Here is a 21473-nt window from a genome sequence, read left to right as displayed (position 1 = left end):
CCAGTCGAGGCCGACCAGGCGGAGCAGGCTCTCCACGAACCCGGTCGTCTGCCGGAGGGCCATACCGAAGAGGACTTTCATCGTCAGGCACGTCTGGATCGCGGCATCGCTATACTGCGGCTGCCTGCCTTGCTTGCCGGTCGGTGGCGGCACCCAGACCATGTCGGGATCGAACCAGATCGTCAGGGAGCCACGCTGCTTCAGCGCTTCGTTGTAGGCCGGCCAGTTCCTGGTCTTGTAGCTCGGCGGCGTAGGTCTGCTCATGCAGACCAGCTACCACGCTGGATTCACGAGATGAATCCCTCACCCCGCCTTTGCCCAACAAAGCCGTGCGAACCTAGAACAAACGCTGACAAAACGGCTTGACAGAGCTTGCGCAGCCTTTTGGCGTCGTTTGCGCACTCTTTTGGTTTTTCTGACTGTGCAGCACTCAGCAAACCAAAAGAGTGCGAGAATATTAAGAGGCGCGCCACGGCCCCGCCGATAAACCATTTGTTATCAGCAGGTTACGATCTATGAAGCGCGAATCAAAACCAGAAGTGTGCGAAGCGATACCGAAAGCGTGCGAACTTGGAGAAGGGGGTGGAGAGGAAGAGCGAAGCTGCCGCTCTCACAAAAAAAGACCTGCACCGAGGTGCAGGTCAGGACCGAGCTCTCATGGTCGTCTGAATCGAGGTCAGCACTTCTCGGGGCTAGCTTCGACTCGCTAAAAACTCCGGGTCGAAATCACGCTGATAGTCTTTCCAGACGAACGGATTGAAGGTCTCAGTGAAGTTCGTCCGTTCGACGAAAACCTCTACGAAATCTTCGAGTTCGACCCGTTTTCGGCCAGCGCGGCTGACCTGCCGGCAGACGTCTAGGACAAGCTCGATCACGAGCCCCCAACGATGCGACGCCGCGAACGCCAGCCGTTTGCTGAATTCGCGGCCGGCCAGGTGCTGAAACTCGAGCCCAGCTTCATCGAAATATGTGAAGCAGATCGTGTTGATTTCTTCCAGATCCTCGACGGGATCGATGTTATTGAACCTCACCGGCCTCAGCAAGCGTGCCAGTTGCTCCTCGCGCTCTACCTCGTGGCGAAGATCATCGACCCCGCTCATGATGAGGATGACGGGCCAGGTCGCATTCTTCAGGAGCGATTTGAAGCTGTCCAGGATGGTCTCAGTGTTCGCATTCGGTTTTTTGGGAAACACGTGCTGACACTCATCATAGTGCAGCGCGATCACCCCCTGCTCCTCCATTTGGTATGCAACCCGCGACCAAATCTCGGATTGGGTACGCCGAGCTTCCAGCGGGTAGTTCAGGGCCTCGAGCGTGCGCCGCCCGAGATCCTTCCAGGTACATTTGCCGTCCAGCACGCAGGACGCGATGAAGGCCTGTTTGCCGTCGGGCAGCAGGGTTTCACTATCGTTGAAGTCCCGGATGAGTTTCCGGATTTCGGTCGATTTCCCCACCCGACTAGCGCCGGTCACCAGGAGGCCTTTCGCCTCGAACTGCTCCCCTCGTTTCGCGCGCACCCAGTAGTCTTCGAGCACCGCGGTGAACTGGCTGCGCAGTCGATCCTGGCGCTCAAGGGAATAGTGGCCTCCCACTAACCCCGTCCTCGCGGTGAGCTGCTCCGCATCGATGAAACTCATGTCAGCTTTCCTTTCGTGTTCGGGCGAGAAAACGTCTCGTTGTCAGGGGTGTCGTCCCGGTGCTCGTCATAGTGTCCGCCATTCACCTGGGCGCTTGGCTCATCGCCGGCAACAGCCTCCTCGACATCGGGAAGATCGCCACAGATCGAGCCAGGTGGCACGCAGCCCGGAATAGATCCGCGGTCACCAAAATTCCGTCCGGCCGTGAAGGCTCGGGCCTTGGCGTTGGCCTCTTCAATGGTCATGAAGCTACGCGGAGTTCCCTTCTCTCTGACGGCTTCATGAATTTGCTTCCGCATATCGCTAATCGCTGAAAGCATTGTCTCCGCCGCCAACTGCTCCGCGTCGGGATGCATACGGCAATACTCCTCCAGCACCCCTAAATACTCCGCGAGCGACAGGTCGCGGAACGCTGTGATTGTCAGCTCGGCCACGAACGGTCCGGCCTGACCGGGGACGATAATCGTAGCGTAACGCAGGTGATCGGGGTCGATGTAGATACTAACCTTCTCGGATGTGAATTCGCGCAAGTCGATCAGGCCATCACCGGCCACGCCGTCGGCCGCAGCATCATCGGTAGTCCAGATCGCTTGATAGGGAAGGTCATACGCCTTTACGCCTTGAGCCGACGGCTTGGCCTCAATTTTGTGCCCTAGGTGGATACGCCGGGTGATAGGGTCCGGTGCAGGAAGACAGCCATAGTGCTCATTCTGGAATTCCGCGACAGACTTCGGAGTTCGGCCGAACATCCCCACCCCGTGATGTTTTTGATTTGGGTAGACGTCGATAAAGTACCGGCTGATTAGCGCGTAGAGCTGCTGTGGATCGATGATGCCGTTTTTCATTGAATCGTAATCCGTCAGATGGTTCGGATCACGTCCCGTGTACCCCGGCAGCCACTGGATAAGTTGACTTTCCGAGGTGCCAATAACGGCTTCCACGTAAGGCTTGTCGCCGCTCGCGTAGGCCCGACCGTCAATCATATTTCTAGAGATTCCGCTTCCAGCCGCTTTTGTAACTGCGTTACGGAGGCCGGACCCATTATCTCCAACAATGTTGTTCACTCCAACGGCAGGCATGGGGTCGCTCTTGCAACCGTAAATCACCTTCTCACGGGTTTTATCTCTGGTGATCATTCGGAAAAGTTCGATAGTCGCTTCAGCACCGACGTTTTCCGTAAGCACCCACCCAAGCGGCATTCGCGACGCGACGTCGATGGCGACGACGAGGATAAGACGCTTTCGGACTTCTTCCTCGATCTCCTCTAGCTTCTCCTTGTGCGTGTTCGAGAGAGCCTGCCAGCGCCCGGCACGTTTGATCGGCGTGATAACCGAAAGCTTTACCTCGTCGATCTCAATTCTCTCCCCGACCATAAGAGCTCGAATGTCAGTGGCGCCGGAGGCTCTACGGTTGTTGGTAAGTTTCTCACCATCCCGTGCGGTGGCGATCCCGTTCTTCAGGGTGCGTTCATTGATATGCTTCGCTAGTGTAGTTGCGCTTGGAACTTGTAAGAGCTCGGCACTTTCGATTTGGTATTTGCGATTTTCATTTCGCACAAGAACGGCAAGTTCTCGGTGTGCTAGCGCATAGGTGGATCTCTTCCGATCAAGGTAGATTTCAGACGCTTGATCCATTAGCAAGCGAACTCTGTGAGGAACCCGCGCCTCAGTGTTTCCCTTGCGCCAGTCAGCGTCTGGTAGTGACAGAGGATCACGGCCGCTGTCGTTCCATTTCTGCCAGTATTTCTTAAGGCTCCTACCGCGCGGCATGCCCCATTGTGTGGATTTGCCGCCGCCCCTGGTGGTTTTGCGTAACGGCTCGAAATAGGCGGATGCAACAAGCCGGATCTTCTTCCTGTTTTCCGCCTTGTTGAGTTGACCTTCTGTGGGCTTAATTCCCGATGCGACGAGGCTCTCGACACCACGGCAAAGTGCTTGCCGGAAGTCGGCCTGTTCCTGCAGCTTCTGCGGTAGTTCTTCGACGTAACGGTACCTCATGCATTCGTTCGAGCGGCCCTGCCGACCAGACTGAGGAGCGATCAGGGAAAAGCTCGCAGACTTCCGGCGCGCGTCGAAAGCGTCATAGGTCCAGCGCTCGGTGTCACCAGTTTGTTCATCGACCAGCGACAGCCCATCTTCCCAGTATCCGACCACTCGGAGAACGCGGCCCGCGTCATAGACCTCGCTTCCCCGCGGGACGACGTAATGCGGTTTAATCGTCATTGGGGCAGCCAAACTCTCGAGTAGTGGCAGAAGACCGCATCGAGGTCGGCCAGCAGTCGTCCCCGCGCGATCAGCCGCATGGCGGACTGCCAGACCCGCGCCGGCTGCAGGTCGAGGACCGCGACCAGATCCCTCAGGAGCCAGAGAGTGCCGAGACCGTAAGCCGCCTCCTCGACCAGTTCATCCGCCGCCTTGTCGGGTCTGAAAACCAGGTCGTACATGCGGCTCAGATTTTCCCGCCGCGCGCGCGAAAAGTCGTCCGCGTCGACGACCATGAAGCGATCCCGATGCTCGGGTCCAAGCGCGCGCCTGATCGCATCGATCTCCGCCTGCGTGCGGGCCTTCATTAGGCTTCGGCGGTTTCGCACGAAGATCGCACGCCGCTCGCCGTTCCTCAGGGTAACCCGAAGATCCATCGTGTGCTCCCTGTCCTTCCCCTCCAGAGTGATGGGGAGCGTGAAGGGCTGGAACTCCACGTCATAGGTGTTCGGGCTCACTAGCACCTCGTGCGCCACGGCGGCCTCCGCGGCGCTGTCACAGTAGCCCACCTCCGGGCGGTAATCGTTGGCCTCGGTTCGTGACATCACGACGGTCTTCTGCGTGCTGGAGCTGACGGACAGCGTGTTCCGGACGGCGCGCGCCGGGAGTACACCATGGCCACCCGGAATCTGGATCTTCGCCTGGCGCGGAAGTCGCTTCGGACTGTAGGGCCACTCGTCGTGTTCGATGATCATGTCGTCGGTCATGACTTCTCTGTTCCCGGAATCGACAGATTCCGAGTTTCCTGTCTCTCTCTATGACCGGTCGCGGAGTTGCGGACGCCCGTGGTCCGGGTCTAGTGTCCTCTTGACGGAATCGGCCGCACCGGTCGGATTTCAACTACGGGCGCGCTCGCTGAGCGCGCCTTTTTTCTGGTCAGCTCCTCATGTCTCTGGCGGGTGCCCGGTTGGCGCCCGTCTCCTGAGCATGATTCACCGACGCCGTGAAAAAACAAAGAGGGGGAGCAACACACAGATGTGGATTAAGCCGAGAAAATTCATGCGAAAATTTGAAGGGCCGGATCTTCGCAGAGTTACGCGGCGTTCATGTGGACGGAGGGAATTCGGCCGAAAAATTTCTTTGCAACTTTCGCGCAAACTACTTCGGAAACGGCGAAGCGAATCGCCTTCAAGCGCGCCTTTAACCGTCCCGCAGGGCCAACCGCATGACGCACGGCCACAAGGTATGTCTTCTGAGCGATGTACCCGGACCCCGCGGCGGCTTCCGACACGCAAGCTCCAGAAAGGACTGGCTCGGCTACTGCCCGGCACCGGTCCGTGTTGTCACGGCTAGGGAGCGACGAGCGATACGAAGGACGTGCATCGTCGCTGCCGAAGATGTGCATCAGCCATAGACCTCGGCATGGAGATAGGCGGAGAGCTTCGCCATGCCGGAGATCTCGGGCTGAGACATGAGGGCAAGCGCTGTCTCGCCGCCCAATGCCTGGTTCGGAGCGCGGATCCACCTCTTTCTCCGAGCAGCCGTCCGAAACATCAGCCGCAGACACCGATGGATGCCAAGCAGGAGGCCCAGTCGCCTGGCAAGGTCACCCGTTGTCGGGGCGTAGTTGCCTTCCCGTAAAGCTTCATAATCTCGCGTGGTGAGCCCCCCGAGCACTTCGCGGCTCTCATCCTTCGAGAGTTCCCAAACTTCGAACAGACGGAAGGTGGTGCGGGTTGCCGCATGTGCCTCTTCTTCAGACAGCGTAGCCGGGACGCCATTGGGGTTGGCCTCATACGTCATGCATGCGGTTCCTCGTGACGTTTGCTTGGTCCTGGGAGTTCCCTGCGGCCTGCGTAGTGGGACCGACAGTGGCTCGCCGATTTCGTGATCATCCGAGCGCGATCGGTGCTTGGAACGACACCAGCCCAGTCGGCCCAGCAAACTTGCCGGCGCGGTTGCGCATCGTTGCTAACGACACTCCAACTGGCCTGGACGCGCTGCCCGCCAACTTGGGCGTGAAGTACCGGCATTCCACCTAACCGCTCGATGGCTCTCGAATCGGACGACTACTCGTCGTCTTTCCTGTTGCCCATCCAAGCGCTTTCAGGCGGATCATCCTATCATTTCCTGCCGCAGGCGGGATGATCGCGACCGAGGCGTGCCGCCGTCCCTACAGCGTAATTATGCGAAAAGATCCGCCCGGCTCAGGCATCCCAAAGCCCTGCCTGTACTTCCGTCAACATTCGCATTTGCGAAATTTGAAAGCCGCGAAGCCGGTTTGCCTTTTCGATAAAGACGCCGGGCAATTGCGCTTGACCCGCTGTCTCGGATCGGCCTAGCTCAAGGCGTCGAAAGGACCTCCTCGTGACCGTACGCCGCCTCATACGCCAGGTATCCAATACCTACTGACCCCGACGCCCGGGGCTGCGGATGATCCGTGCGGCCGTTTCGGCTTCCCTGCCAGACCTGTTCGAACGATCCCGGAGCGCCACGCTCCACGGCAGCCTCGTGCAACCGCCCCCTCGTCTCGGAGCACGACATGTACGACCACAGCATCACCCCACGCGCCGAAGACCCGTCGCTGATCGAACCACGGACTTTTGGCTGGCACAGCCTCATTCCGGCACGCTACCCGGTCCTCTTGCCCGAACTCAACATGGCCTCCGAGGAGGACTACGTCGCCCGCTTCCAGGCCTTCGTGCTGAAGCTGAAGCGCAATCTCGACCCGGAACGGGTTGAGCTCCAAGGCTTGGAACATCGTCGTGGGATGATCCTCGGCAAGACCGCCTACCGGCGGCGCGCGGCCGAACTGGGCCTCTCGCGGCTGGAGCACGAGGACCTCCTGCAGGTCAAACGCCTCGCCCGCGATGGAGCTGTGCTCCATGGCCCTCGCACAGAGCATCACGCCGACGAGCTGGCAGCGGCGCTGCATGCCGAGAGTCCCTGGATGTCCGATATCGGCACGTTCCTCACGAGGGCCATGCGCTCGGCGGCTAATTCCGGGCTCTCCGGGCTCACGCTGCCGCCGATGATCCTGGTCGGCCCGCCAGGCTGCGGCAAGTCACACTACGCCCGCAAGCTCGGCGAGCTGGCCGGCACACCTGTCCGCCAGATCGACGTCGGCTCCGGTACCTCGGCGCACCGGGTGGCCGGCACCGAGAAGGGCTGGTCCAGCCGCCAGAGCGGCGTCCCGACCGAAACCGTACTCGATCGCAAGGTCGCCAACCCTGTGATGGTGGTCGACGAGATCGACAAGGCGGGCACTATCTACTTGGCCAAGGGCAGCCCGAGCTCGCTGATCACGGCCCTTCTAACGTTTCTGGAGCCCTCGACAGCGAAGGTCTTCGAGTGCCCCTCTCTTCGAGTGACCTTCGACCTGTCGCGGGTGAATTGGGTCCTGACGGCGAATGTGCTGGAGGACATCCCTGCGGTCCTTCGCGACCGCTGCCGCGTCTTCCTCATGCCCGAGGTGACGCCAGGCGTGGCCGGGATGATGGTCGACGCCATGGCGCGAGACTTCCCGCAGCTCGACGCGGAGACGCTTTCAGTGGTGCGGAGGGAGGTCACGCGTACCGCGGCGCGCGGCAAGATGAGCCTGCGGATCATTCGACGCATTCTCGAGGACGTCTCCCGGCCACCGGGGCTCCTCCTGCATTGAAGCAAACGCCGCCGTGATCCGCTGCCCACTCGGCCCTGAGAGTGATTGCCTCTGACCGGTGAACACGCAGGAGGACATCGATGAAGCAGCAGCCACAACATGGGCAGCCCGAACTTGCCCCGGAGGTCGAGCGCCTCGTCGAACTTTGCAGGACAGAGTTAGGCGCGCTCGAAGTCTACCTGTTCGGCAGCAGGGCGCGCGGGGATCATCGCGAGGATAGCGACTACGACCTACTGGCCGTCTTGCCCGACACCGCACCACTGGAGGCCGAACATCCGATGACGCTCTTTAGGCTTCGTCGGCAGTCCAGGGCGCATGCCGACCTCTTTGCAGTACGCCGCCAAGATTTTCTTGGGGCTCGGTCAGTAGTGAATACCCTCTCCTACTGCGTAGCGTGCGAGGGGGTGCGGATCTACACGGCGATGCGCGCCACAGAGCAAGATTAGAACAGAACCGCACTCAGCCGAACGAAGGGCATGGGTCAAATACCAAGACGGAGTGGCGTTCACGCCATCCAAGGGCCAAGCCGGCTCCGGCGAAATGTCTCGACTATGGCACATGCATCTGTGAGAACGGGGACCGAACGCTGGGACGGGAGGTGCCCAAATCCGAGGTGGCCCGAAGCGTTCAAGTCTCTCAATGCGAGGAACAGGTGGGACGGTGTCGAACTCGAAGCAGATATTGGCGATGCTTAAGAGCCGCGCCGAGGGCGACGACGAGCTCTTCTATTCCATCGCCCTACAGGTGGCAGCTTCTGAGGCGCGCCAAGGACATCGGGCGACCGCCGAGGAGCTGAGGGCCGCCGTAGATGCGGCCCGTGCCGCTGGCGGTCGCGGCCAGACAGTCCCCATTCCGTTTTCAACGCCGCGGGGCGATCTGGCAGATCTCCTAGACCATCGCGATGCGCGTTACCGTCTTGGCGATGTCGTGCTCGACGAAGCCATTCGGGATCGCCTCGACGACCTCGTGCGTCAGCAGAGCCGGCGGGACTGGCTACGTGAGCACGGCAAGACACCCAGCCGCCGGGTACTGTTCGTCGGCCCGCCTGGATCGGGCAAGACCATGACCGCTGAGGCCATGGCCGGTGAGTTGAAGCTCCCTCTCTACGTCATTCGTCTCGAAGGGCTCATCACTCGGTTCATGGGGGAGACAGCCGCCAAACTCCGCACGATTTTCGACGAGAGCGCGCAGCGACGCGGCGTATACCTCTTCGACGAGTTCGACGCGGTCGGTGCGCGCAGGGCAGCGACCAACGACGTGGCCGAGATGCGCCGGGTGCTCAACTCGTTTCTGCAGTTTATGGAAGAGCCGACCAGCGTCGACAGCGTGCTGATCGGCGCCACGAACCACCCTGAGCTCCTCGACCGCGCGCTCCTGAGGCGCTTCGACACCATCCTAGAGTTCCGGCCACCGACCGACAACGAAATCCGGAAGATCGTCAGCGCAAACCTTCGGCCGCTCCGCTACCCACGCCTCGCTTGGAAGCAGGTCGCGGCTGCCGCGAATGGCCTCAGTCAATCCGAGATCGTCCGCGCGGCCGAGGACGCGGTGAAGACTGCGATCTTGGATGAGCGAGATGTCTTGCGAACTGAGGACGTGGTGCGGCGCCTGGCGGAACGGCAGGCCATGCGTGAGGCATTCGCGCCAAACGACGACTGATCGCCATATTCATGCCATCCCGATACGATCGCCAGCATATCGACATCAGCGCCCGCTTTACGCGCCGCAACTTCACCGCACCCCGTCAGGATCTGAGCGGTGGAGGAACGCCGCGCGCGCGAGCCGCGCATGGTGGGCGACTACGGGGAGACTTGGCGGCAGCCTTTGAAGCCTTTGATCGCGAACGCCCTCAGGACGATCGAGTCGATCCCGTCGCAGGCGTGTTCCTGGAACTCGAACTGGCACGGGGCACGCCAGTGGAGGCGATGGAGCGCAAAAGGGACGGAGTGACGCCAACTGCAGCGCGCGTGGAGAATGATGACCGACGGACCGTCGGTCTCTTCGTCCCGAACGAGGCGCGGCCGGTGCTCGATCAAATTCTTCGCGACTACGCGACCGGCCCGCTGACGCCGGCCGGGGAACCGCAGCGGAAAGGTTTCGTCGAGCCGATCGAGCAAGTTCGGCGCGCTCGGTTCGAGACCTTCTGGACGGATGACGACGCTCGCCTACCGGAAGATCCGACCGAGCGGATCTGGTGGGAGGTCTGGTGCGTGCGCAGCGCGGAGGTAGAACTCGACGCGCTGGTCAACCGCTTGGACGCGCGCGCAGCCGCTCGGGACCATCGCCTCTATTTTCCCGAAACCGTCGTAGTCCCTGTCCTGACTGATCGCGTGACGATTGAACTTATGCTGTTCTCGCGTTTCGCGATCACAGAGTTGCGGCGCGCTAGCGATGCGCCGACAGTTTTTCTCGACTCCGACCGCGACGAGCAAATCGGCTGGTCCCGGGAACTTGCAGAACGGATCGTATGGCCCGGAAGTGATGCGCCCGCGGTCTGCCTCTTGGACACCGGAGTCAATCGGGCACACGATCTGCTCGAGCCGGCAGTCTCGTCAGGCGAGCTGCACGCCGTCAATGCAAGCTGGGGAGTGAACGACACTGGAGCCGGCCACGGAACGGGAATGGCCGGCTTGGCGCTCCATGGCGATCTGACGACGCATTTGGCGAGCATGGACGCGCGGAACCTGCAGCATCGCTTGGAGTCGGTGAAGATTCTCCCGCCGCCCGGGCATTCGAAGACCGAAGAGCGATTTTACGGCCCGGTAACGCAGTCGGCCATTGTCATTCCCGAGATCGAAAGACCTACGCGCGCGCGCGTCTTCTGCATGGCGGTGACCAACGACAAGATGTCGGGCGCGCGCCCAACGACCTGGAGCGCGGCACTCGATCAGGCGGCCGCAGGCGTGATGATCGGCGATGAGGGAACACCGCGGCGGTTGATCGTGACGTCTACCGGGAACGCGCCGAACCACATCGAACGTGACCGGCTTGTCGACGCTGACCACATACCAATCGAGGACCCGGCGCAGGCTTGGAACGTACTGACCGTCGGCGGATACACCGACAAGATCGAGATCACGGAAGCCGCGTTCGCAGGCTACCGGCCTCTCGCAGAGGCGGGAGATTTGAGCCCTCATACCCGCACGTCGACCTCTTGGGCGCGCAAGTCGCCCTTCAAGCCAGACCTCCTGATGGAAGCGGGCAACCGGGCGCTCAGCCCGTCCGGCACAGACGTGCTGAACGCAGACTCGCTCGGACTGCTGTCGACAGGTCCCGACACGGACCGACAGCCCTTAATCCCATTCCGTGCGACGAGCGCGGCCACGGCGAGTGCAGCGCGCATGGCGGCGCGGCTAATGGCTGCTCATCCTGACTATTGGCCGGAGACAGTCCGGGCGCTGATGGTCCACGGCGCGGAATGGACACCACCCATGCGGGCCGCATTTGACAGGGCGGAAGGGCTTCGTGAGACGGCCGCGCTTTTGCGCCGCTATGGGTATGGAGTGGCGGATTTCGAGCGTGCGAACGCCTCGGCGACGAACCACGTCGCCCTGGTCTCCCAGGCGGCGATCCAGCCATACCGCGCTCGCCCCGCACGGGGCTTCAAAGAGTGCCACTTCTATCCACTCCCTTGGCCGAGGGAGGCCCTCGAGCGGCTCGGAGACGCCGATGTCGAGCTGAAGATCACCCTGTCGTACTTCATTGAACCCAATCCAGGGATCTCTGCGGGGATCGATCCCTATCGATACCAGTCCTTCGGGCTTCGGTTCGATTTGAGGCGGCGTGGGGAATCCGTACGGGAGTTCGCGAAGCGGGTTAACATGGCCGAACGCAGTGAGGGGGAACGTATCACGGGCGTCGTGGACGGCGATCACTGGCTGTTTGGCCCCAGCAGCATCTCCGCGGGCTCTCTTCACTGCGACGTGTGGACAGGTCCGGCGGCGAGCCTGCTGACGCGTGACACGATCTGCGTGCGCCCGATTGGGGGGTGGTGGCGCAATCGGGCAGGTGTCACGACCTGCGAACGCCAAGCAAGATACGCGCTTGTAGTATCGCTGAAAACCGACGAGGTTGAGGTCGACCTACACACCCCAGTGGACCTAGCAGTCCGAAACGCCTCTGGGATTGAGATCGGATTCGATTAACGAACGGTGTGTGATGACTCGGACGTATCGGGCCATCGCTGAGTCACACCACCCGCCGACCGCTGCCGGATCGCTCTTAAGTTCTAGTCTTGCATAGTGGATCGAGCGGACCTTCAAACCTGCTACGGTCAAGGTCTGCTACTGCCGCAATCACGGCCGTTTAGGCAGGCCTCGACGGATAGCGGCGTTGAGCCCTTCCACGACATTCGTGAACCATTGTAGCTTGCAACGACTAACGGCGGCGATCTTTACGCCGTCCTTACGCCTACTGCCCATCTTCCATATAGCCGCTTTACAGCCCACGAGCGCACATTCCGCCAATCCACCAGATTGGAGCGTGCGATGACCGACCTGCTGTATCTTTGCCTTGGCCTCCTCTCGTTCGGCGCCTTCGCGGCCGCCGTCCCGGCCATAGCCCGGCTCTGAGGAGACATTCCCATGTTCGATATCGTCTTGGGCCTCGCCGTGGCGGCGGGGCTTCTCGTCTATCTCGTCGCGGTCCTGCTGCGACCGCAGAAGTTCTGAGGTGCGGCCATGACGCCGGTTCTCGTCACCGTCCTTCTCTACCTCACCGCGCTCGTCGCCCTGGCGGTCCCGCTCGGCCGTCACATGGCCCGTCTCTATCGCGGCGAGCGCACCGTTCTGACGCCCGCGCTGGCGCCAGTGGAGAAAGCGATCTACCGCGTCGCGAGCGTCCGCGCCGACGAAAGCCAGTCGTGGCGCGCCTATGCCGTCGCGGTGCTCGCCTTCAACGCCGCGGGCTTCGTCTTTCTCTATGCTGTGCTGCGCCTCCAGGGCCTCCTGCCGTGGAACCCCGCCGGTATAGCGCCCATGGCGCCCGACCTCGCGTTCAACACCGCGGTGAGCTTCGTCACCAACACCAACTGGCAGGCCTATTCGGGTGAGGTTCAGCTCTCCTATTTCAGCCAGATGGTCGGCCTGACGGTGCAGAACTTCGTCTCGGCCGCCACCGGCATGGCGGTCGCCATCGCGGTGATCCGCGGCTTCGCCTGCCGCGGAGAGGGTCGGATCGGCAACTTCTGGACCGACCTCACGCGATCGGTGCTCTACGTGCTGCTGCCGCTCGCGGTGATCGGCGCGCTTCTCCTCGTCAGCCAGGGCGTGGTCCAGAACCTCTCATCCTATGTCACCGCGACCACGCTCGAAGGCGTCGAGCAGGTGCTTGCACAGGGGCCGGCGGCGAGCCAGATCGCGATCAAACAGCTCGGCACCAATGGCGGCGGTTACTTCGGCGTAAACTCGGCGCACCCGTTCGAGAACCCCACAGTGCTCTCAAACATGCTCCAGAGCCTCTACATCCTGCTGATCCCGGTCGCCTTCTGCTTCACCTTCGGCCGCATGGTCGGCGACCACCGCCAGGGCATCGCGATCTTCGCGGCCATGGGGGTGATGTTCGTTGCAGGGCTTGCGGTCGTCGCCTGGTCCGAGGCCGCGGGCAATCCGCTCGTCTCGCAGATCGTCGGCAGCGCGGGGCCGAACCTCGAAGGCAAGGAGATGCGCTTCGGCGCGACCCTCTCCGCGCTCTGGGGCACGGCCACGACCGCGGCCTCCAACGGGTCGGTCAACGCGATGCACGACAGCTTCATGCCGCTCTCGGGGCTCGTCTTCCTCTTCAACATGATGATCGGCGAGGTGATCTTCGGCGGCGTCGGTGCCGGGCTTTACGGGATGCTCCTCTACGTCGTGCTGGCCGTGTTTCTCGCCGGACTGATGGTAGGTCGCACGCCTGAATATCTCGGCAAGAAGATCGAGGCGAAGGAGGTGAGCCTCGCGGTCCTGGCGTTCCTGTCGATGCCCCTCGGCATCCTCGTCTTCGCCGCGCTGTCGGTTGTCGTTCCGCAGGCGCTTGCCGCGGTGCAGGACGCCGGCCCGCACGGCCTCTCCGAAGTGCTCTACGCCTATGGCTCGGCCACCGGCAACAACGGCTCGGCCTTCGCGGGCTTCGGCGCCGCGGACCCGTTCCACACCACGCTCCAGGGCCTCGCCATGCTCCTCGGCCGCTACGCGATCATTGTGCCGATGCTCGGGATCGCCGGCGCGCTTGCGGCCAAGATTCCGGCTGCGCCAACGGCGGGCACCTTCCCGACCCACGGCCCCCTATTCGTGGTCCTGCTGATCGTGACCGTGCTGATCCTCGGTGGCCTCACCTTCTTTCCGGCGCTGGCCCTTGGCCCGCTCGCCGAACAGGTGAGCCTCGCCGCCGGCACGCGATTCTGAGCTGAGCCCCGGGGCTACCGGCTCCGGGCCTTTCCTTCATCCAAGGATGACTGACATGTCCCGCACTGAAACTGCCGCCCCTCGGGGTCTCTATGCCACCGCCGCGCGGCAGAGCATTGCCAAGCTCTCGCCCCGCCTGCTTCTGCGCAACCCGGTCATCTTCGTCACGGCGGTGGTCGCCCTCATGACGACACTTCTCGCCCTGCGCGACCTTGTTGCAGGTACCGGCGGATCGGTTGCGATCCAGATCAGCTTGTGGCTCTGGATCACCGTGCTCTTCGCCAACTTCGCCGAGGCGCTCGCCGAGGGGCGCGGCAAGGCGCGGGCCGACTCGCTCCGCGCCACCGGGCAGGAAACACGCGTGAAGCGGCTCGCCTCCGCCGACGCCGATCACGGCAGCGCCGACACTGTATCTTCGACCGAGCTGCGGAAGGGCCAGTTCGTGCTGGTCGAGGCGGGCGATCTCATCCCCACCGACGGCGAGGCCGTCGCCGGTGTTGCCTCGGTCAACGAAAGCGCCATCACCGGCGAGAGCGCCCCGGTCATCCGGGAAGCTGGCGGAGATCGCTCCTCGGTGACTGGCGGCACCACGATCGTCTCCGACTGGCTGATCTTCAAGGTTACCGCCGAGCCGGGGAAGAGCTTCCTCGACAAGATGATCGCGCTCGTGGAAGGCGCCGAGCGTCAGAAAACCCCGAACGAGATCGCCCTGTCGATCCTGCTCACGGGCCTCACGCTCATCTTCCTCTTCGTCGTGGTGACGCTCGAACCCTTCGCGCTCTATTCCGGCACGTCGATCCCGGTCGTCTTCCTCGCCGCGCTCTTCGTGACGCTAATCCCCACGACCATCGGCGGGCTCCTCGCGGCGATCGGCATCGCGGGCATGGACCGGCTGGTGAAGGCGAACGTGATCGCGAAGTCGGGCCGTGCGGTCGAGGCGGCGGGCGACGTCGACGTGCTGCTTCTCGACAAGACCGGCACCATCACCTTCGGCAACCGGATGGCCGACGGATTTCTCCCGGCCCAGGGGGTGACCGAGAAGCGCCTGGCCCAGGCCGCCTGGCTCGCCTCTCAGGCTGACGATACGCCCGAGGGGAAGTCGATCGTCGAGCTCGCGACACGCGTTCTTGGCGACGACATCCCCCGCATCGCGATCGAGGAGCATGTCGCCTTCTCGGCCCAGACACGCCTTTCAGGCGTCGACGTCGAGCACGGCACCACGATCCGCAAGGGCGCCGTGGACGCCATCGTCAAGCATACCGGCACCGACCCCACCCCGGTCCTGGCGGGCAATATCGAGAACATCGCCCGCTCCGGCGGCACGCCGCTGCTTGTGAGCCAGGATTCCCAGATCCTTGGCGTCATCCACCTCAAGGACATCATCAAGCCGGGCGTGCGGGAGCGCTTTGTCGAGCTTCGTGCGATGGGCGTGCGCACAGTCATGATCACCGGGGACAACCCGCTGACCGCGGCGGCGATCGCGGCCGAGGCCGGCGTCGACGATTTCATGGCCGAGGCGACGCCGGAGGCGAAGCTTGAGCGCATCCGCGAGGAACAGGCGCAGGGCCGTCTGGTCGCGATGTGCGGCGACGGCTCGAACGACGCCCCGGCGCTGGCCCAGGCCGACGTGGGCGTCGCGATGAACTCGGGCACGCCCGCGGCCAAGGAAGCCGGCAACCTGATCGACCTCGACAGCGATCCCACGAAGCTCATCGAGATCGTCATGGTCGGCAAGCAGCTGCTGATCAGCCGCGGCGCGCTCACCACCTTCTCGATCGCCAACGATGCGGCGAAGTACTTCGCGATCCTTCCCGCGCTCTTCCTCGGAGCCTATCCCGGACTCGCGGCGCTCAACGTTATGGGTCTCTCGAGCCCCGAGAGCGCGATCCTCTCCGCGGTGATCTTCAACGCCCTGGTGATCGTTGCCCTGATCCCGCTGGCCCTGCGCGGAGTGCGCTATTCGCCGGCCTCGGCCTCGGCGCTCCTGCGCAACAATCTCCTGATCTATGGCCTCGGCGGTCTGGTCGTCCCGTTCCTCGGCATCAAGGCGATCGACCTGGTCGTCGGTGCCCTCAACCTCGCGTAAGGTGATCGTTATGCTTGCGTTTTTCCGTCCAGCCCTGGCGACTCTCGCCCTGATGACCCTCCTGACCGGTGTCGCCTATCCGCTTGCGATCACCGGAGTCGCCCAAGTCGCGATGCCGGTCCGAGCCAACGGCAGCCAGATCGAACAGGAGGGAACGGTGATCGGTTCGGAGTTGATCGCCCAGGACTTCTCGTCACCGAGCTACTTTCATCCCAGGCCCTCCGCCATAGGCTTCGATGCCGCCTCGGCCGGCGCCTCGAACCTTGGTCCGACCTCAGCCGAGCTCCTCGCGACGGTCGAGGAGCGCACCGAAGCGTGGCGCCGGGACACCGGCGAGAGCGATGTCCCGCTGGAAGCGGTGACCGCCTCGGCAAGCGGCCTCGATCCGGACATCTCGCTCGAGAACGCCCACGCGCAGGCCGCGCGTGTCACCGAGGCCCGCGGTGCGCCGCGGGACGAGATCCTTCGGATCGTACACGAGGCGACCACGGGGCCCTGGCTCGGCATCTTCGGCCCCGCCCATGTGAACGTGCTCGAGGCCAATCTCGCTCTCGATGCAGCTTTCCCGGGAGGTGCCGAGTGAGCGAGATCAATGAGGCGCGTCCCGATCCGGATGCCCTTCTCGAGGAGGCTTCCGGGGAGGGACGCGGCAGATTCAAGGTTTTCCTGGGCGCCGCACCCGGCGTCGGCAAGACCTACGCAATGCTGGAGGCCGCCCGGAGACGGGCGGCCGAAGGCGTCGATGTTGTCGCGGGGGTGGTTGAGACGCATGGGCGCCTCGAGACAGAGACCCTGCTCGCTGGTCTCGAGGTCGTGCCGAAGCGGGCGCATTTCTACCGCGAGCGCATCCTGCACGAGATGGATCTCGAGAGCCTGATCGAGCGCCGTCCCGACCTGGCCCTGATCGACGAGCTCGCCCACACCAACGTGCCCGGCAGCCGGCACGAGAAGCGCTGGCAGGACGTCGAGGACGTGCTTGCCGCCGGGATCGACGTCTACACCACCCTCAACGTGCAGCACCTCGAGACGATGAACGACCGGGTGGCGCGCATCTCGGGCGTCAAGGTGCGCGAGACGGTGCCGGACCGGCTACTGGAGCAGGCCGACGAGATCGAGCTGATCGACCTGCCGCCAGAGGACCTTCTGGAGCGCCTGCGGGCGGGCAAGGTCTACGTGCAGGACCAAGCGGCACGGGCCGTGCAGAACTTCTTTTCCAAGGGCAACCTTACGGCCCTTCGCGAGCTCGCGATGCGGGCCGCGGCCGACCGCGTCGACGCGCAGCTCATGCGGCACATGCGCTCCACCGCGACGAGCGGCCCCTGGCCCGTGCAGGAACGCATTCTCGTCTGCCTCGACGACGGCCCCGTCGCACGCGATGTGGTGCGCGCGGGCAAGCGGATGGCGGACCGCGCCCGGGTCGGCTGGACCGCCGTGCATGTCGCCACGGATCGCGGCGACCGCAAGAGCGAGGAGGAGCGCGACCGCCTAGCATCCGCCCTCCGGCTCGCCGAGCGCCTCGGCGCTGAGACCTCGACGCTGCGCGAGGGGGAGAGCGTAGCCGCCACTGTCCTGGAGCATGCCCGGCGGATCAACGCCAGCCGCATCGTTCTCGGCCGCGGCCGGGGACGCCGGACCGGAACCACCCTTTTCAACGAGGACGTAGCGGGCGCCGTGGTTGCACAGGCACGGGATTTCGAGGTTACGCTGATCGCGGACCCGCCACAGAAGGAGGAAGCCAGCAAGCGCCGTCTTCCACGCTGGCGGCCGCAAGCAGAGAGCGGGGCCTACCTTCGTGCGACGCTTGTCATGGCGGCCTTCAGCATGGCGGCGATGGCGCTCGAAACGGTGCTTCCGGTCACGGCCCTGTCGCTCGTCTTCATGACAGGGGTCATCGTCGTCGCCTCGATCTACGGGCTGGGCCCTTCGATCGCCGCCTCGGCGCTCGGCTTCGTGGCCTACAACTTCTTCTTCACCGAGCCGCGTCTTACCTTCCGGGTCGTGCGCGAGGCGGAACTGGTGACGCTGGGGCTGTTTCTCGTGGCCTCTATCGTCACCGGTAACCTGGCGGCCCGCCTGCGGGCGCGCGCCATCGCGCTCCGCGACAGCGTCGAGCGCACGACGATCCTGCACGAGTTCGCGCGCCGCATTGCCGTCGCGCCCTCCTCCGAGGCTGTCGCCCGTGCCGGGGTCGAGCAGATTGCCGCGGCGATGGGGCTCGAGGCCCTCGTGCTCCGTCGCGTCGGGTCCCGGATCGATACGATCGCCTCGGAGCCGGAAGCCGCCCCGCTCGACATGCGCGACCGGACCGCAGGCCGCTACACGCTCGAGAAAGGAGACCCATCGGGGCGCGGGACCGATACGCTCTCCTCGAGCCCGTGGCTATTTCTGCCGGTCCGCGCCGCCGAGGACACCCTCGCCGTGCTCGGACTGCGCTCCGGCGAGGAGCGCCCCATGACAGCCGAGGATCGCCGTCTGGTCGAGGCCTTCGCGAGCCAGCTGGCCCTTGCCTTCGAACGAACCGATCTCACCGATGCGCTGGAAGCGGCGCGGCTTTCGTCGGAGACGGAACGCCTGCGCTCGGCGCTCCTCTCCTCCGTCAGCCACGATCTCCGCACGCCGCTCGTGAGCATCATCGGCGCCGCATCCTCTCTGGCCGACACCGGGACCCGCTACACACCCGAGATGCGCCACGAGCTGGCCGAGACGATCCGCGAGGAAGGCGAGCGACTCGACCGCTACATCCAGAACCTCCTCGACATGACGCGCCTGAGCCATGGCGCCCTCACACCCCGGCGCATCGCGGCGGATCTGTCCGAGATCGTCGGCAATGCCCGGCGCCGCCTGCGCAACGACCTGGCGCGCTACCAGTTCGAGATGGTCTTTCCAGACGCCTTGCCCGCGATCGAGGTCGACCCTGTGCTGATCGAGCAGGTCCTCGTCAACGTGCTTGACAACGCGGCCAAGCATGCGCCCGACGGGACGACGATCCGGCTCCTGGCGCGCGTCGACGGGCCGGCGATCGAGCTTGCTATCGCGGACCAGGGACCGGGCATACCGGCAGAGGCCCGGCACCGGGTCTTCGAGATGTTCTACCGGGTCACCACGGGCGACGCGCAACGGGCCGGGACCGGCCTCGGCCTCGCCATCGCGCGCGGCATTGTCGAAGCCCATGGCGGCCGCATCCGCGCGGACGCCACCAACTCAGACGGCAGCGGCACGACCATCGTGCTCAGGCTGCCGCTTGCCAATCCGGAGCTCTGATGGTCCGCATCCTTGTCATCGACGACGAACACCAGATCCGGCGCTTCCTGCGGATCACGCTCGAGGCGGAGGGGCACATGGTCTCCGAGGCGTCGACGGGGCGTGAGGGGGTCGCCAAAGCGGCGACGGCCTCACCCGATGTCATCATCCTCGATCTCGGTCTTCCCGACCGGGACGGAAAGGCCGTTCTGCGCGAGATCCGCGGCTGGTCTGAGATCCCGGTTCTCGTGCTCTCTGTGCGGGCGGACGAGGGCGAAAAGGTCGAGGCGCTCGATCTCGGCGCCCAGGACTACGTGACCAAGCCTTTTGGGACGCGGGAACTCCTCGCCCGCCTGCGCGGCATCGTCCGGGATCGGGGGGCGGAGCGCGAGAGCCTGTCGCGGATCGAGATCGGGGGGCTCGTCCTCGATGCCGGGGACCATTCCGCCCGCCTCGAGGGGCACCAACTCTCCCTGACGCCGAAGGAGTTCGGTCTGCTCTGGCTCCTCGCCTCCCACGCCGGCCGCCTCGTCACGCAGCGCATGGCGCTTGAGACCGTCTGGGGCCCCGCCCACGCTGAAGACAGCCAGTATCTGCGTGTCTTCATCCGTCAGCTTCGCAGCAAGCTCGGCGACGACGCGGCGGACCCGGCCTGGATCTTCACCGAACCGGGGATCGGATACCGGTTCCGCGACGCTTGAGATCGCCTTGTCCTTCGTTGCCTTCATCAACGGGCTTTTGCTGCTCGGCATGGGCTCCCTCATGGCGGCCATCGCCCTGATGTTTCCGGCCACCCGCTTCGTTTTCCTCGAGGCGGCGCTCCTGACCCTCACCGTCGGAGGATGCATCTGCCTCAGCACCATGCACAGGCGCGGCAGCTTGGACCGATTGCATTCCTTCCTACTCACCGGCACCTCCTGGATCACCGCCGCCTCTGCCGGCGCGTTTCCCCTGTGGCTCTGGGACCTCTCGGTAACCGACGCCTTCTTCGAGGCGATGTCCGGCATCACCACGACCGGGTCCACCGTCATGAGCGGCCTCGACGACACCGAGCGCGGCATTCTCCTGTGGCGCGCGCTGCTCCAGTGGATCGGCGGCGTCGGCTTCATCGTCGCCGGCATCGCGCTCCTGCCGATCATGCGCGTAGGGGGCATGCAGCTCTTCCAAACCGAGAGTTCGGAGAAAGGCGAAAAGGAGCTCGCCAGCGCGGCGCGCTTCGCCTCGGCGACCATCTGGGTCTACCTGGCGCTGACCTTGATCTGCACGCTCGTCTATATCTCTGGCGGCATGACGGAATTTGAGGCGATCGCACATGCGCTCACGACGGTGTCCACAGGCGGCTATTCGACCTCTGACTCGTCCTTCGGGCTCTTCGAGAGCGCCTATCTGCAATGGATGGGAACGGTGTTCATGCTCGCCGGCGCACTGCCCTTCGCCTGGTATATCCGGGTGTTGAACCGCGGGGCCGTGCGCAGCGAGCAGGTCCAGGCGTTATTCCTGACGCTGATCGCGGTTATTCTCTTCCTGACGGCCTGGCGCGTCGTCACTGGTGGAACGGCTGTCCTCGAGACCCTACGTCTCGTCGCCTTTAACGTCGTCTCGGTGGTGACCACGACCGGCTACGCGACCACTGACTACACGACCTGGGGTCCCTTCGCTGGTGCGGGGTTCGTCTGCCTCACCGCCATGGGGGGATGCACCGGATCGACCGCCGGAGGCGCGAAGATGATGCGGTGGATTGTGTTCTTGCGAAGCACCAACGCGCAAATGCACCGCATCCACCAACCGCACGGGATCTTCCCGATCCGCTACGAGGGGCGGACCATAGAATCCGATGTGATGAGCGGGGTAATGACCTTCTTCGCCTTCTACGGTGCCACGGTCATGGGTCTTGCCGTCGCGCTCAGCCTGTTCGGGCTCGACATGACCACCTCGCTCAGCGGAGCGCTGACGGCGGTCGCGAACGTCGGCCCCGGGATTGGCGAGATCATCGGTCCGGCCGGGAATTTCGCGTCGCTACCGGATGGCGCGAAATGGATGCTATCGTTCGGGATGTATGCCGGGCGACTCGAAATGCTGACGGTCTACGTGTTGTTCGTGCCAGCGTTCTGGCGGGAGGTTGCGTGACCCAAAATCTGGAGCGATCACTTCGGTGAAGTAGGTCGGCTTTGTCCGGATGGTGTTGAAAAACTCCGCTTGAGCGACGTCACTGGTGCTGATTCAATTCTCCTGAAGCATGGGAGAACTGGCGATGATGGGGCCGAG

16 protein-coding genes are annotated in these 21473 nt (G+C 63.8%); 11 read left to right on the top strand and 5 right to left on the bottom strand.

Annotation, left to right across the window (positions count from 1 at the left end; genetic code table 11):
- From F3H57_RS21670 to F3H57_RS21650, 5 genes are all read right to left on the bottom strand, one after another.
- A partial coding sequence (locus F3H57_RS21670; protein ID WP_188129793.1) for a transposase occupies positions 1 to 264 on the bottom strand: 264 nt, incomplete at its 3' end.
- A 428-nt stretch (positions 265 to 692) separates the two neighbouring features.
- A complete protein-coding gene (locus tag F3H57_RS21665) occupies positions 693 to 1637 on the bottom strand; it encodes an ATP-binding protein (RefSeq protein WP_149758961.1) in 945 nt (314 codons plus the stop codon).
- Complete coding sequence (locus tag F3H57_RS21660) at positions 1634 to 3859, bottom strand: transposase family protein (RefSeq protein ID WP_149758959.1); 2226 nt, start codon at positions 3857 to 3859, stop codon at positions 1634 to 1636. The genes F3H57_RS21665 and F3H57_RS21660 overlap by 4 nt, the downstream gene beginning before the upstream one ends.
- The gene (locus tag F3H57_RS21655; protein WP_149758957.1) at positions 3856 to 4605 is read right to left on the bottom strand and encodes a PDDEXK family nuclease; all 750 of its coding nucleotides are present in this window, start codon (positions 4603 to 4605) and stop codon (positions 3856 to 3858) included. Before F3H57_RS21655 ends, F3H57_RS21660 begins: the two co-directional genes overlap by 4 nt.
- 637 nt (positions 4606 to 5242) lie before the next feature.
- Positions 5243 to 5641 (bottom strand): MbcA/ParS/Xre antitoxin family protein, encoded by a 399-nt coding sequence (locus F3H57_RS21650; protein WP_149758955.1) that lies wholly within the window; start codon positions 5639 to 5641, stop codon positions 5243 to 5245.
- Positions 5642 to 6380: 739 nt separating this feature from the next.
- Between F3H57_RS21650 and F3H57_RS21645 the strand changes: the two genes are divergently transcribed.
- The 11 genes from F3H57_RS21645 (at position 6381) to F3H57_RS21595 (ending at position 21335) form a co-directional block, all read left to right on the top strand.
- The gene (locus tag F3H57_RS21645) at positions 6381 to 7499 is read left to right on the top strand and encodes an AAA family ATPase (RefSeq protein ID WP_149758953.1); all 1119 of its coding nucleotides are present in this window, start codon (positions 6381 to 6383) and stop codon (positions 7497 to 7499) included.
- 80 nt (positions 7500 to 7579) lie between these two features.
- On the top strand, positions 7580 to 7945 hold the full coding sequence (locus tag F3H57_RS21640) for a nucleotidyltransferase domain-containing protein (protein ID WP_149758951.1): 366 nt from the start codon (positions 7580 to 7582) through the stop codon (positions 7943 to 7945).
- A gap of 214 nt (positions 7946 to 8159) precedes the next feature.
- Positions 8160 to 9158: an AAA family ATPase gene (locus F3H57_RS21635; protein ID WP_149758949.1), complete on the top strand. Its 999-nt coding sequence runs from the start codon at positions 8160 to 8162 to the stop codon at positions 9156 to 9158.
- Positions 9159 to 9169: 11 nt separating this feature from the next.
- Positions 9170 to 11644, top strand: coding sequence for a S8 family peptidase (locus F3H57_RS21630; protein WP_149758947.1), 2475 nt, complete (start codon positions 9170 to 9172; stop codon positions 11642 to 11644).
- Between the two features lie 438 nt (positions 11645 to 12082).
- Positions 12083 to 12169: a K(+)-transporting ATPase subunit F gene (kdpF, locus tag F3H57_RS23025; RefSeq protein WP_149758963.1), complete on the top strand. Its 87-nt coding sequence runs from the start codon at positions 12083 to 12085 to the stop codon at positions 12167 to 12169.
- A gap of 9 nt (positions 12170 to 12178) precedes the next feature.
- A complete protein-coding gene (kdpA, locus tag F3H57_RS21620) occupies positions 12179 to 13882 on the top strand; it encodes a potassium-transporting ATPase subunit KdpA (RefSeq protein ID WP_149758945.1) in 1704 nt (567 codons plus the stop codon).
- A gap of 55 nt (positions 13883 to 13937) precedes the next feature.
- Positions 13938 to 15968, top strand: coding sequence for a potassium-transporting ATPase subunit KdpB (kdpB, locus tag F3H57_RS21615; protein WP_149758943.1), 2031 nt, complete (start codon positions 13938 to 13940; stop codon positions 15966 to 15968).
- Between the two features lie 10 nt (positions 15969 to 15978).
- Entirely contained in the window at positions 15979 to 16551 is a 573-nt protein-coding gene (gene kdpC / locus F3H57_RS21610; protein WP_149758941.1) for a potassium-transporting ATPase subunit KdpC, read from the top strand.
- Positions 16548 to 19229, top strand: a complete 2682-nt coding sequence (locus F3H57_RS21605) for a sensor histidine kinase (protein ID WP_149758940.1) — start codon at positions 16548 to 16550, stop codon at positions 19227 to 19229. Before kdpC ends, F3H57_RS21605 begins: the two co-directional genes overlap by 4 nt.
- A complete protein-coding gene (locus F3H57_RS21600; RefSeq protein ID WP_149758938.1) occupies positions 19229 to 19909 on the top strand; it encodes a response regulator in 681 nt (226 codons plus the stop codon). The genes F3H57_RS21605 and F3H57_RS21600 overlap by 1 nt, the downstream gene beginning before the upstream one ends.
- 61 nt (positions 19910 to 19970) lie before the next feature.
- A complete protein-coding gene (locus F3H57_RS21595) occupies positions 19971 to 21335 on the top strand; it encodes a TrkH family potassium uptake protein (RefSeq protein WP_223163195.1) in 1365 nt (454 codons plus the stop codon).
- Positions 21336 to 21473 lie beyond the last annotated feature (138 nt).

It is taken from the genome of Roseivivax sediminis (genome assembly GCF_900112685.1).
GTDB lineage: Bacteria > Pseudomonadota > Alphaproteobacteria > Rhodobacterales > Rhodobacteraceae > Roseivivax > Roseivivax sediminis.
Note: the sequence above shows the minus strand (reverse complement) of the source record. Positions and strands in the feature narration are given on the sequence as shown.